Genomic DNA, 13,321 nt, shown 5'->3' with positions numbered 1-13,321 from the left:
AAGCCCGTTCTTTGCAGAACGGGCAGATATTTTTATTGAAAATTCGCATCTGCAAACACAATCTCATCCCCGTGCCCCATTTCGCAGAGGATTTTCAGCAGTTCCGGCGACAGAAGAGAGGAAATTCCTTTCAGCATCTCGAAACCTCCTTTTGTTTAATCGCATTCTCTTCTTATTACGACAGTCTGTAGGACAATCCTTTCTGATCCCTTTTCAATTTCAAAAATTCAAAAAATTAAAATCGCTTATTCGATTGCTGCCTGTATTTTAAAGGGGACAAGCCGGTGAATTCCTTAAAAATCCGTCCGAAATGCGTCAGGCTTTCGAAACCGACCCGCTCCGCAATTTCCGCCACCTTATCACTTCCTTCGGCCAGCTGTACTTTGGCCTCCTTGATGCGCACGTTGTTTACATATTCGGTAAAAGTGAAACCGGTGCTTTTTCGGAACGTTTTGCAAAAATAAGAGGGACTGATATAAAAGCGCCGGGATATCCGCTCGATGGTCAATTTCTGGTCATAATGGCGATTGATATAATCCACAATTTCAAATGTTTTCTTATGGATCGAGTTGACTACGGTCTGTTCCGCAGCCGGAGCGGCCCCCATTTTGCGGTGGATGAACAAAAGCAGTTGAAACAGCAAGGTTTTGAGATTCGGTTCGTATCCTTCCGGCCTGTTCACGAATTCATGGATCATTTGTTCGAATAACCTTTCCGCAAAGCTCTGTTCCAAAGCGGATAATTTGATAAAAGGCCTGCCCTGCCGGAAACCCGACATCACATCAACCGGCAGCCCGCCGGCAAACAGATCCTCCAAAAACTCTTTTTTGAATTCAAGCGTCACCCGCTCGAAGGTAGCCCCGCTGGAATTCACCAGCTTATGGATTTCGTTCATGTTGATGATAAACAACGCTCCGCTGACTGCCTGATATGCTTTTCCATCGATAAAATAACAAATATCGCCGGAAACCAAATAAAAAATCTCATATCCGTCATGGTAGTGATGCGCAGGCATGCTGGACTGAAGTTTTCGTTCCCTGTCGATGTAAAACATCGAAGCTTCATAAAAATCCGTCTCCATTTCCTTCCCCCTCAAAACAAAATTGATCAGATATAAGAGAAGATATGTAGAAAAAAGAAAAAAACGATGCTATATGTGGTGATAGTGATCTTATCATGCGGTATAGTGGATGGCAAGATAAAAATGGAGACAAAACTGCGGAGGGATACTCATGATCTTTGACTTGCATACACATCATCAGCGATGCGGACATGCGCAAGGTTCGGTTCGCGATTACATTTCGGCTGCCTTGGATAAAAACTTGGCATATATCGGCATTTCGGACCATACGCCATTTTTCGCGGAGCCGGAAGACCATCCGGATCCCGGTGCCTGCATGGCCAAAAGCGATTTTCCAGCATATATTCGCGAAGTGCTTGCGCTAAAACAGGAGTTTGCCGGACAAATCGACGTTCTGCTTGGGGTGGAAGCGGATTTTATTCCGGATTGTCTGGATTTGTACCGCGGTATTTTACAATCTTATCCTTTCGATTATATCATCGGGTCTGTTCACGAGTTCGCGGGGATCAGCCTTTACGACAGCGACTATTGGGACCAGCTGACACGTGAAGCAAAGCTGGAGGTAAAAAACAGCTATTACAACCATGTTGCGCAATCGGCCGCAGCCGGGTTATACGATATTTTGGGACACGTGGATGCGTTGAACCGTTATTTTCCCGGATATGCCGATCTGCACCCGGAAACGGCGGAAAATATGCTGAAGACGATTGCCGAACACGGGATCGCGATGGAGATCAACTCCTCCGACGACTTGTGGGTTCCGGACCATTGGCTGCTGGAGCGGGCGCTTCATTACGGCGTCAAAGTAACATTTGGCTCTGATGCGCATGAGCCGGAACGCGTCGGCGAGCATTTTTCCGACATCCGGAAGCATCTGTTGGATATTGGTTTCCGGGAATGGGCCGTTTTCAAAAACAGGGAACGGATCATGCTGCCGCTCTAACAGCGGCGTACTAAGAAACTTTGTATATGAAAACGTCTATCGATGTATCCAAGAAGCGGGGCATCGTTTAGCGGATGTTTTTCTAGCGATTCATAGAGGCTATAGGCCGCTGAAAACTTATAAGAAAAACATCTATCGACGTACTCTCATAGAAGACAGACCGCGTTTAGCGGTAATTTTTCTTGCGATATAAGGATGCGAGATCTCCGAAGTTTATACTTTCTTATATCTTAACAAACAAATCCCCCGAGCGGTTAGCGGCCGGGGGATTTCCATCTTTATTCAGCTTAGTCCTTCCGCTCTCAGCCAGAACTCGAATTTCATATTCCGGTCTGCCGGAATTCGGTATTCTTCATGCACAGGCGCTCCCCAGCTGTCGTCCCCGCCAACGCCCATCTGCCGTCCTGCAACGGTTACGACCGTGTAATGAACCGGCGGCAGCTCATACCGGTGCCGCGCATGTTCCAGTTCGAATGCCGTATATGGCGACACGCGGCATTCAAGCGGCTGGCCATCGGGCGCCTGAATAAGGAGTCCCGCTTGCGAATCATCCAGCACGCGCAAACTTCTGACTCCAGTCCGGTTACCGGATTCCTGAGGCACAAGATAATCCGAATCGCTGTCGGCAGCCAGGGTCTCAAAGCATCCGAGTCTGGCCCCGTGGCAGCGGTCAATATAGTTCTCTTCCGGTCCCATCCCGTACCATTTCAGCTCGCCATACCCCGCAGGCATCTTGAAGCTGACAGCGAAAACCGGCAGATCGGGAAGCCCGTCAGCGCCTGTGTATTCAGCTTCTACGCGGATTTGGCCATCCGGATACACCGTATATTGAACCGATGCCCCAGCCTCGGCACTGATACTAAGCCGGTACGCAAACCGGATGCTCACGCCTGAACCGCCTTCATGAAGCGAGACATCCGCGCATTTTGGCCCCAGACTCGCGGCATACCAGCCAGCCGCATGAAAATCCATGGCCGTTCCACGGTCATTATCCGTTGTGGCGCGCCAGAACAGCGGCAGCGGCGGGAAGGATATCATTTCCCTTCCAGCATAGTTTAACGAAACCAAGCTGCCTACCTGTTTGGAGAACAAGACCGAAAAGTCCGGCCCGTGGACGCCGATATTGACGTCACCGCGGACGACTTTTAGCCCGGAGCCGCCGGCGACCATCTCCGCCTTCTCGCTGCTTTTGACATCAAATACATGTTGTCCGAAAGCAACCTCATGTCCTGCTTCTGCCCAAAGGGTATTTTCTTTTAACCTAAGCGATGCATGGATGCAGTACTCGCCCACAGGCAGCGTTCCATCCGCCAGATCAAGCGGCAGCGCGCGGCGGCTTTGGGGTTCGACGCAGGCATGAATCAGACTGCGCCTTACTTCCTCCCCATTCCTGTACAGCACGCATTCCAAATCATAAGCCTCCGTATCCGCAAACAAATTTTCGTTGATAAGCGTTACGCTGCCGCGGTCCGGCACCAGCTTTATGTTTTGGTAGAGAAACTTGACCTCCTGCATCTTCGGCGACCATTTGCGGTCAGCGTACACGATGCCGTTGCCGCAAAAGTTGTAATCCGTCGGCCGATCTCCAAAATCGCCTCCGTAAGCAAGATAAGGCCTTCCATATCGATCCTCACGCAGGAGGGACTGATCAATGTAGTCCCAGATAAAGCCGCCCTGGTACATCGGATATCTCTGTTCCAATTCCGTATATTTGTGCATGCCGCCAAGCGAATTGCCCATTGCATGCATATACTCGCAGGTAATATAGGGTTTATCCGGATTACTGTTCAGATAAGCTTCAATATCCGCCGGCTTGGCATACATCCGGCTTTCCATATCGCTGGTGTCATTGAATCTGCGGTCATGAAACACGCCTTCATAATGAACGAGACGGCCCGGATCGGCTTTGCGGAAGTACTGAGATACTTGATAAATCACTTCGCCGCCAAAAGATTCATTGCCGCAGGACCAGATCAGGATGGAAGGATGATTTTTATCCCGCTCGAACATCGACACCGCGCGGTCCATGACAATAGCTTTCCATTCGGGGCGATCTCCCGGAACCACCCAGGAAGGCTCGACCGCGCCCATTTTCTGCCATGATCCATGGCTTTCCAGATTCATCTCGTCAATAACGTAAATGCCGTACCGATCGCAAAGCTCGTACCACAAACTTTGATTCGGGTAATGGGATGTCCGCACCGCATTGATGTTATTTTGTTTTAATGTGCGGATATCATAGAGCATATCTTCCTTCGTTATGGCACGTCCAAGGCGGCAGTTGAATTCATGCCGGTTAACGCCTTTGAACACGATTCGCCGCCCGTTGAGGTGCATGATGCGGTCACGCATCTCGAATTTTCGGAACCCCACCTGCTGCGGTACTACCTCCAGCAGCCGGCCATCTGAATCATAAAGAGAAATCAGCAGCGTATATAGCCGGGGCAGCTCCGCACTCCACAGCTGAACGCCCGGGACGCTCAGCTGAAGTGAAACATTCACTCCTTCCGCCTTATCTTCCCTGAACTCCCCTTCCATGTCGGCGGTCCGCCCCAGCCGCGCATGTCCGGCTTCACTCCCGTCCGGGTTCAGCAGCATAGCATCGGCATAGCCGAAGTCCTCTCCCTGCAGAAGCAGATCCGCGTTCAGCACGCCATCCTTATACTCACCGTCCAGATCGGTCCGGACAAACAGATCCCGGACATGCAGCTCCGGCACAGTGTACAAATACACATCACGGAAAATACCGGAAAACCTCCAGAAGTCCTGATCTTCGAGCCAGCTCCCCGTGCTGCGTTGATATACCTCAACGGCAAGCTTATTCATGCCATCCCGCACAAATGGAGTCAGATCGAATTCCGATGGCGTAAAGCTGTCTTCACTGTATCCGACGAATTCTCCGTTCAGCCATACATAAAAAGCCGACTCAACGCCCTGAAAAGAGATATAAACCGGATGTTCATGAAAACTATCAGGAAGTTCGAATTCCTTGACGTAGCTTCCCACCGCGTTATTTATTTGCGGAATTTGCGGAGGGCGCAGTTCCTCGATCCCATCCCAGGGATACATCGTATTGACGTACTGCGGCTGACCGAAGCCCTGCAGCTGAATATGTCCCGGCACTTGAATGCTGTCCCAGCCGTCGCATCGATGGTGTATCTGATAGAAATCGGCAGGCCTGCTGTCCGGATGCGCCGAATACGCAAATTTCCAGATTCCGTTCAGCGGATATCTCATGTTCATGTCAGCAAGCAGAAGCGCCTCTTTCTCCGTTCGGTAATACCGGTGATCCGAGTGCGCCGGAATGCGGTTGACCGCAAAGACGCTGACATCGCTCAGCCATTCCAGACTGGGTTGTTTCCGTTTCATGTAACATCGCTCCCGTAATATAAACGTTTTATTTCACCGAACCCATCATGCCTGCCACAAAATGCTTTTGCATCAGGAAAAACACAAGCGCCGTCGGCAGCGTGGCAATTACGATCGCCAGCATGATCAGCCCGTAATCCGGCGCGTATCCGGAACCCAAGTTCGAAATCAGCAGCGGAATGGTTTTTTGTTCCGGCGACTGCAGCACGATCAGCGGCCAGAGATAATTGTTCCAGCTCGACATAAACGTAATGATGGCTGCCGCAGCATACGTCGTTTTCATCGTCGGCATAAAGATTTTGACGAATATCCCGAATTCGCTTAGTCCATCAATCCGCCCCGCTTCCACCATATCCTTCGGAAACATCTTCGAACTTTGGCGGAAAAAGAAAATAAGAAAAGCGGTCGTAATCGTCGGCAGCATCACCGCTACCTTGGAGTCGATGCCAAAAAACGGCGCAGCGTCGGACACATTGGCAAACATCCTGTACAGTGGGACCATCAAGGCCGCAAAAGGAATCATCATCGACAGCAGCAAAATGTTAAACACCACATCCTTCGCTTTGGAGCGAAAGATTTCAAAACCGTATCCGGCCAAAGAGGCAATCAGGATCGCAAGCACCGTGGTGATAACCGAGATTTTGGCGGAATTCGAAAGCGCCGTACCCAGATCGGTGGATTCCAGCAGATGTTTGAAGTTTTGAATCAGGTAGGTACCGGGCAGAAGTCTCCCTTTGGTCACCTCCACGGACTTGTTGGTCGCGCTGACGACCATCCAAAGAAACGGAAAGATCGAAATAAACGACGCCACGCCAAGAAATCCATAAGTAAAAATCCGTTTTGCTTTCTTCATTTCCGATCACCTGCCACTCTGAATTGAATCAACGACAGCGCCACGATAATGAGCACGATCGAATAAGAGACGGTTGCCGCATATCCAAAATCGGCGGTGTACTTAAAGGACAGATTATAAATATACTGCGAAATCGAAAGCGTCGCGTTGCCGGGACCGCCTTTCGTAATATTCAGTACCTCGTCAAAGAGCTGAAGCGTACCGATCGTTGAAGTAATGGACGTGAACAATATGATAGGCTTCAGCATCGGAATCGTTATTTTGAAAAATTGCTTGAAGGAAGACGCACCGTCGATCCGCGCCGCTTCATAAATCGAGTTATCGATATTCTGGAGCGCCGACAGGTAAAAGATCATGTTATAGCCGGTCCAGCGCCAGGTGATGGCGATAATGATCGTAATTTTGGCCCAGAACGGATCGGTAATCCATTCAATGGGCGTTCCGATGATAGATAGCTTCATCAACATGGTATTGATGAGACCGTTTGTGCCAAAAAGATACTTGAAGACAACCGAATAGGCCACCAGCGAGGTAACGCATGGCAGAAAAATCGCCGTTCGGAAAAAACCCCGGAATTTCAGCTTGCTGTCGTTCAGCAGCACCGAAATGAAAAGCGCCAGAATGATCATGATCGGCACCTGGATGATCAGATAAATGAACGTGTTCTTCAATGCCGTGAAAAAGGTTTTGTCCGTGAGCAGCCGCTCGTAATTGGACCAGCCCGTAAACGAAAGATTGGCTCCCCTGCCGGTTTTGAAGGACAGGATCAGAGCCTGGATCATCGGATAAAAATAAAAAGCCGCAATCATAAGTACAGCGATCAGGATGAAGCTCCACCCCGTAAAAGCATTTTTTACGCGGATGCTCATTCCCTGCCGGTCTGCTTTCATCATTGTCAAAGCCCCTTTCCGTCAAAAATATAACCCCCGGGCGCCTTCGCTGCCCGCGATTGTTAAAAGCGCCCATAGAGTTACACCTATTGCTATGAAAGCTGAAAACCGCTTATTTGATTTGCGCTTCAGCCTGGGCTTGAGCATCGTTTAACGCTTGATCCAAGCTTTTGCCGTTCAGGAAATTTTGCATTTCGACAACCAGGATATCCTCAATGGCGTAGGTGGAGATGCCGTAGTTGACCTTTGGAATTTCAGCCGTCCATTTGGCAAAATTGCTGACCGTTTTCTCTCCGCCGAAGAACTCGTCTGGTTTGGAATAGGCCTCGCCCTGGGAGGCGGACTTCAGCGTCCCGATTGCCCCGACATCAGTCAGCAGCTTTTGGTACAGGTCCGCATCCGAACCAAAAGTTTCTGCCAGGAAATCAGCGGCCGTGTCGGAACCCGGAATATTCATGACATACCAGGAACTGCCGCCGAGATTCGTTGCATGAACGGAATTCGGCGTGGTCGGCAGCTTCGGCATTGGCATGATTGCCCATTTGCCGGATTGGGACGATTCGGCCTTCACCGAAGGAGTAATCCAGTTGCCTGTCGGAACCGTCGCAACGTCGCCATTGTTGATGGAAGCAATAAACTGGCTCCAGTCCGCATTCGCCTTAACGATATTGGCTTCCATCATCTCCTTGTACAGCGAAAAGGCCTCCTTCAGCGCCGCATTGCCTGCAAGATCAGGCGTTTTACCGTCTTCTTTCAAATACCACGAACCTGCGGATTGGATCATCATGCGCAAAATCCCCAGATCATTCGGATCGAGCGTGATGATATCTTTGCCTGTTTTCTCCTTCACTTTTTTGCCCATTTCAATATACTGCTTCCAGTCCATATCCTTCAGGTCATCCAACTTATACCCCGCCTGTTCGATGTAATCCTTGCGGACGTAGAGGCCTGCAACCCCGGAGTCGAACGGAACGCCGTATTGCTTGCCGTTATAACTAGTCGGTCCGATTTTATATTCGGCAAAATCTGCCGGTTTGATTTTCCCTGTCAGATCAGAAAAGGAATCAGGGTAGGCTTGCAGGAACCCCTGTGCCCGGTAATCCTCGATCAAAACGATATTCGGCAAACCTTTGGTGGTTCCGGAGTTCAGTCCGGTGTTCATTTTCTGGATGATATCGGCCTGCGCAAATTCCACAATGTTGACTTTTACGTCCGGATGTTTCGCATTGTACGCTTCCTTGGCAATATTCAGCGCGGCAATGTTAAATTTCGGATCCCATGCCCAAATGGTAATTTCCTTGGTTTTGGAATCCCCTTCCCCGCCGGATGCCGTCTGTTCCTTGTTATTGCTACCGGAGGAACATGCGGTCAGCAGCACCATGCAGGCCAGCAATAAAACCATGACCTTCTTCATTGTTTCAGCCCCTTTATGTGTTCAGTAACTTCCGCCATGGCTCACGCTTTTTATGCAAGCGCTTACCAATTGGTCTGAAATCAGTGTAGCACCGGGTAAAGCCGCATCGTTAGAACTTCCTTTGCATAGATTTGTTCTTTTATCAGTTTCGTGAATGCGCTTACCGAAAGCGAATGTCATTTCTTTGGATTTTGGTATTTTTTTTGGATTTCTTCGCCGGATTCCGGCGGATGTTCAATAATCGGCATCGTAATTCGAACCTTTGTGCCTTCGCCCCGCCCGCTAGCGATCGTCACTCCATAATCTTCTCCGTACAGCAGACGGATGCGCTCGTGAACATTCGCCACGCCGATTCCGGAAAACAGCTGTCTGGATCCCTTTTGATTCCGTTTATCCCTCGCCTGTTCCAACTGCTGCATGTCCATGCCATCCCCATTATCTACGACTTCGCAAATCAGCTGTCTGCCGTCGCTGGAAATTAGTACATGGATAAATCCGCTTTCCTTTTCATTAAAAGCATGAAAAAACGCGTTTTCGATAAAAGGTTGAATCATCAGTTTCGGCACATGATACCCATTGCAGTCCGGAGCCACGAAATAACTTACCCGGATGCGCTCCCCGTAACGGATATGATTGATGAATACGTAATGTTTCAGACTTACCAGTTCCTCTTCTACCGTAATGGTCTCGCTGACGCTGCTGATCGTATTCTGCAGAAGCGAAATGAGCGCATGGATCGTGTCCACCGCTTTTTCCTTGCTGCCCTGCTGAACAAGAAATTTGACCGAAGCGAGCGTATTATACAGAAAATGCGGATTGATCTGCTGCTGTAGGGCGGCAAGTTCCGCCTTCCGCTGCTCCTGCTGAGTATGAACCAGACGCGCAACATAATCATTCACTTCATCCAGCATATAGTTATATGCCTCGCCAAGCTGCCGGATCTCGTACCCGCCGCTGACATTCACATAGTTGTGAAAATTCCGGCTCGTCACCTTCGACATCTGGCGGGAGAGCAGCGTGAGCGAGCGAGTCATTTTTCGTGAAATGAGGAACACGATAATAAGCGCAACCAGCACAATCACGAGTACGAGCAGGATGATCGACTTGGTGTTGACCATTTGACCGAGCACCTGCTTCTGGTCGATCATGTTCACGAGATAAAAATTGTACGATGGCAAATACTGGGCCAGCATCAGTTCATCCTTGCTCATCATCTTCACCTTTTTAACATGCAGCCCTTGCTCTTGGATTTCCCGCGCGTAGGATAGCAATTGGACATTTTTTTGCCCGACTAGCGAAGCGTGGTTGCTGGACATCACGGTCCCGGAACTGTCGATGATGACGACATCATTGCCTTCGCTCGTAAAACTGCTATAAAACGGCTTAAAATCTTTTTCATCAATCGTAATATACAGCATGCCGTACTTCTGGCCCGTCGTTGGTTCCTGCAGCACCTTGGTGGCGACAATAAAAGGCTTGCCGCCTTCTTCAGCCTGTCCCTCATACAGGTGATACATCATTTTTCCCGGAGCGGCCTCCGCCTTTGGAGTTAAAGCGCTCCCATACAACTCTCTGGCATTCGGTTTGGTCAGATAGGAATTGCCCGAATAATTGCGGCCGTTTTTTCCGACAATCGCAATGCCTGCCGAATAAGCATCGACGGTGGTCTGGATCTTGCGCATTTGCTGTGTCATTCCGTAATAGGCGTTCATTTCCTTCGTGGATTGACCCGAGCTCTTTTCCGTTAAAAAAGTCTTGAGCGTTCCGCTCTGTTGGGCGGTCATAGCTGCAAGCACGTTGGAATAATGAAATGATTCGAAGTTGCTTTTGACCTGGTTCATGACCTTGGAATTGGTAATGCTGAAGGTTTCCAAAAACAATTTCTCCGTCATCCGCAGATTCGTCCAAGCGACGGAAACCGCAATCGCAATAATGCTGACGAACATAACCGCGAACATCTTGATGAACAGACCGTGAAATTTGAGGCGCTCGTATAATGCCTTCATCGCTCTCAACGCTCCCCTATGCCTGGTGATGTCTTCTATACTGGGTCGGCGACAATCCCATGCTTTTTTTGAATACCTTGCAAAAATAACTATGATCCCCATACCCGACCCTGCTGCCGATTTCCGAAATCGGCGTGTCGCTGAAGCGCAGCAAATCAGCGGCTTTGTTGATGCGGACGCGGTTCAAATGCTCCTTGAAACCTTCATGGTAATGGGCCGCAAAGTAGCTGGACAAATAAGAGGGATTAAAGTGAAAATGTTCCGCCATGCCGGTTAAGCTAATCGGCTCCATGTAGTGCTGTTCGATATAGTCCAGCAGCAGCTTCATGCTTGGATTAGATGAAGAGGGGGCGGAGCTCGAAAATACCTGCTCTGACACCTGCATCTGGAAATGCTTAATTACCAGCTCTATGTCCGTAACATGCCGCGCTTCGTCGATGGTTTTAAAAAATGCGTATTTGGCTTCATCCAGTGGCTTCATATTATAGTTCATACTGCCAAGCAGGTGGATGACATTAAAGATCATGTTGCCGATGAAAGATTTGAACTCAAACACATCGGAGGTATAGGAACGTTTTTGCAAATCGACGTACTCCTGCAGTTCACGGAAGGCTTCTTCCAATTCCAGCCTGCGAATCCGCTCCATAAAATCCTGCAGCGGAAAGGCTGAAGTCTGAGCCGTCGGTTCCGGCAGCTCGGCTCTCGTTAAAGAGATATCCTTAGGCAGGAAAAAGCGGTACTCCAGCAGCTTGAGAAAAGTTTTTTCATAGTTCTCTCTCATCTGATTCAAGGATTGAAAAGGGCTGCCCAGCATCCAAACGATTCTGTCATGCCCGGTTTGCGAAACGGGAGAAAGTATTTTTAGCCTATCCCGCAGATGATCGCAATCTTCCCTGCTTATGTTTAGCAGGTACAGATTCATCCCTGGCCGCCCGGGAATGGCATGCCCGTTGATATGAACGGCTTTCATTCCAGGCAGCAGCGCGTTCAAGGACTCCATCAGCGGGTAGTCTTGTTTTCCTGCGGCAGCTTCATCATCTTCTTCCATGCCAAGCAAACAGAAGCAAGAATTCGGAAACCAATCCCGGATCAAAGACGGTTCAACCTCTGTTTCGTAGCGGGACAGCAGTTTCTCCAATACTTGATTGATAGTCATATGATAATCCGCGTCTCTGCCGGCATTTCTCAGCGACGGTATTTTTTCCGCTGTCTTACGGAGCACTTGGAGCAGCATATCGGTGTCCAGATGGGGCTTTAATATATAATCCGAAACGCCGCTTTGAAACGTGGAACGCACATAATCGAATTCGCTGAAGCTGCTGAGCACAATGATCTCAATCTCCGGCCAGTTATGTTTAATCAGTTTTGTCAGTTCCTCCCCGTCCATCAATGGCATCACGATATCCGTAAGCACGATATGAGGCTGAAGTTCGCGGATCAATTCCATGGCCTCCTTGCCGTTTCCGGCCTCTCCTATAATCTGAAAGCCGTCGCGCTCCCAGTCTAATAAATGTTTGATGCCCTGCCGGACCAGAAGCTCATCGTCAACGACAAGAACTTTGCATAATTCCCCCATGAGTTCTCCTCCTTCCAAAGACATGTCCCTAATTATAGGATATTCAGCCTTCCACCGTCTAGAAAGCGTTTTACTCCAGAAAAGTCCATAATAAAAAGACGTGCTGTGGGCGCGACCAAGAAAATAATGACAGCCATTTTCTTGATCGCGCCTAACAGCACGTCTTTTGCCCGCTGGCTTTAGATGACCAGATCCGCCACCACCGGATAATGGTCGGAAGGCATTTTGCCCTCGCGGTGATCCGCAATAAATCCGTGGTTCAGCACATGTACCTGCTTCGTAACGAAAATAAAATCAATCGGTTTCTCAAACTCGATTTCATGTTTTTCCTGCCGCTCCAAAAATGCCGGAAACATCCGTGCCGCAATCTCGCGCGAATCAAAACCCTGGAAAGAAAACGGCGGACCGAAATGTTTATAATCCGCAACCTTGCTTGCATCGCGCAGCAAAGCCGGACCCGATCCATTCTGCCGGGTGATGACACGGTATGGGACGGAATCCTCGGTCACGTTGAAATCGCCTGTCAGCAGAGCCGGGATGCCTGCCGCAAGCTCCCCGATCCGCTCCAGGATCAGATGGGCGCTTTGCTCGACTGCAATTTGCCCCACATGATCGAAATGGGTGTTAAAATGCAGGAAATTTTGGCCCGTATATGTATCTTCAAACTCCGCCCATGTCACTACGCGTCTGCAGGCGGCGTCCCAGCCAAGCGACCCCGGTTCTTCCGGACTTTCCGAGAGCCAGAAGGTATTTTGGCGCAGCGGTTTCAGCCGGCTTTTGCGGTAAAATATACAGGAAAATTCCCCATCCTTGTCTCCGTCTTCTCTTCCGACACCAATCCAGCCGTATTCAGGCAGCTGCTGCTGCAGATCCTCGAGTTGGTTATAAAGCACTTCCTGCATGCCGACAAGGTCCGGCCGATGAAAACGGATAACCCCCGCCACCAGCTCCTTGCGGCCGATCCAGCCGTTCTCACCATCCATATCATATGCATTTTTGATGTTATAGGACATGCACCGTAAGTCCATTTCCGGCTTCTCTGCTGACATTCCTTTCACTCCAATCGGTAAATGTTGAAACTTAAGTCTCCCCCATCATACCAAAAAACGGGAGCAAGCAGTGGGCTATAGCAACAAACTTCCCCCACAAACTTCCCCCACAAAGTGGAGCCCATGCTTCGATGCTTATT

Annotated in this window: 9 protein-coding genes and 1 pseudogene; 1 reads left to right on the top strand and 9 read right to left on the bottom strand. The window is 49.5% G+C overall.

Annotation, left to right across the window (positions count from 1 at the left end; all coding sequences use genetic code 11):
- Window positions 1–38: 38 nt before the first annotated feature.
- Together L6442_RS07975 and L6442_RS07970 are read right to left on the bottom strand one after the other, a co-directional pair.
- A pseudogene (locus L6442_RS07975) lies at window positions 39–137 on the bottom strand (RbsD/FucU domain-containing protein); the annotation flags it as partial.
- Window positions 138–235: 98 nt separating this feature from the next.
- Window positions 236–1,081: an AraC family transcriptional regulator gene (locus tag L6442_RS07970; RefSeq protein ID WP_212977656.1), complete on the bottom strand. Its 846-nt coding sequence runs from the start codon at window positions 1,079–1,081 to the stop codon at window positions 236–238.
- 151 nt (window positions 1,082–1,232) lie between these two features.
- Here L6442_RS07970 and L6442_RS07965 point away from each other — a divergent pair, with 151 nt between their 5' ends.
- Window positions 1,233–2,024, top strand: coding sequence for a histidinol-phosphatase (locus tag L6442_RS07965; RefSeq protein WP_194235265.1), 792 nt, complete (start codon window positions 1,233–1,235; stop codon window positions 2,022–2,024).
- A 282-nt stretch (window positions 2,025–2,306) separates the two neighbouring features.
- Here L6442_RS07965 and lacZ read toward each other — a convergent pair whose 3' ends face one another.
- From lacZ to L6442_RS07930, 7 genes are all read right to left on the bottom strand, one after another.
- On the bottom strand, window positions 2,307–5,393 hold the full coding sequence (gene lacZ, locus L6442_RS07960; RefSeq protein ID WP_212977655.1) for a beta-galactosidase, LacZ type: 3,087 nt from the start codon (window positions 5,391–5,393) through the stop codon (window positions 2,307–2,309).
- A 28-nt stretch (window positions 5,394–5,421) separates the two neighbouring features.
- Window positions 5,422–6,246, bottom strand: a complete 825-nt coding sequence (locus L6442_RS07955; RefSeq protein ID WP_212977654.1) for a carbohydrate ABC transporter permease — start codon at window positions 6,244–6,246, stop codon at window positions 5,422–5,424.
- Complete coding sequence (locus L6442_RS07950; protein WP_212977696.1) at window positions 6,243–7,136, bottom strand: carbohydrate ABC transporter permease; 894 nt, start codon at window positions 7,134–7,136, stop codon at window positions 6,243–6,245. Before L6442_RS07950 ends, L6442_RS07955 begins: the two co-directional genes overlap by 4 nt.
- Before the next feature lie 112 nt (window positions 7,137–7,248).
- Window positions 7,249–8,550 (bottom strand): ABC transporter substrate-binding protein, encoded by a 1,302-nt coding sequence (locus L6442_RS07945; RefSeq protein WP_212977653.1) that lies wholly within the window; start codon window positions 8,548–8,550, stop codon window positions 7,249–7,251.
- Between the two features lie 176 nt (window positions 8,551–8,726).
- Window positions 8,727–10,556 (bottom strand): cache domain-containing sensor histidine kinase, encoded by a 1,830-nt coding sequence (locus tag L6442_RS07940; protein ID WP_212977652.1) that lies wholly within the window; start codon window positions 10,554–10,556, stop codon window positions 8,727–8,729.
- Window positions 10,557–10,572: 16 nt separating this feature from the next.
- Complete coding sequence (locus L6442_RS07935; protein ID WP_212977651.1) at window positions 10,573–12,132, bottom strand: response regulator transcription factor; 1,560 nt, start codon at window positions 12,130–12,132, stop codon at window positions 10,573–10,575.
- Between the two features lie 179 nt (window positions 12,133–12,311).
- Entirely contained in the window at window positions 12,312–13,181 is an 870-nt protein-coding gene (locus L6442_RS07930) for an endonuclease/exonuclease/phosphatase family protein (RefSeq protein ID WP_194235271.1), read from the bottom strand.
- Window positions 13,182–13,321: the final 140 nt, after the last annotated feature.

This window comes from Paenibacillus azoreducens (assembly GCF_021654775.1).
Lineage (GTDB): Bacteria > Bacillota > Bacilli > Paenibacillales > Paenibacillaceae > Paenibacillus_AQ > Paenibacillus_AQ azoreducens.
The sequence above is the reverse complement of the archived record's forward strand: the minus strand, read 5'-3'. Positions and strand labels throughout refer to the sequence as shown.

Excerpts from the sequence above, each read along its gene's own strand:
- L6442_RS07970 (WP_212977656.1), bottom strand. The coding sequence starts at position 1,081 with ATGGAGACGGATTTTTATGAAGCTTCGATGTTTTACATCGACAGGGAA.
- L6442_RS07965 (WP_194235265.1), top strand. The coding sequence starts at position 1,233 with ATGATCTTTGACTTGCATACACATCATCAGCGATGCGGACATGCGCAA.
- lacZ (WP_212977655.1), bottom strand. The coding sequence starts at position 5,393 with ATGAAACGGAAACAACCCAGTCTGGAATGGCTGAGCGATGTCAGCGTC.
- L6442_RS07955 (WP_212977654.1), bottom strand. The coding sequence starts at position 6,246 with ATGAAGAAAGCAAAACGGATTTTTACTTATGGATTTCTTGGCGTGGCG.
- L6442_RS07950 (WP_212977696.1), bottom strand. The coding sequence starts at position 7,136 with ATGAAAGCAGACCGGCAGGGAATGAGCATCCGCGTAAAAAATGCTTTT.
- L6442_RS07945 (WP_212977653.1), bottom strand. The coding sequence starts at position 8,550 with ATGAAGAAGGTCATGGTTTTATTGCTGGCCTGCATGGTGCTGCTGACC.
- L6442_RS07940 (WP_212977652.1), bottom strand. The coding sequence starts at position 10,556 with ATGAAGGCATTATACGAGCGCCTCAAATTTCACGGTCTGTTCATCAAG.
- L6442_RS07935 (WP_212977651.1), bottom strand. The coding sequence starts at position 12,132 with ATGGGGGAATTATGCAAAGTTCTTGTCGTTGACGATGAGCTTCTGGTC.
- L6442_RS07930 (WP_194235271.1), bottom strand. The coding sequence starts at position 13,181 with ATGTCAGCAGAGAAGCCGGAAATGGACTTACGGTGCATGTCCTATAAC.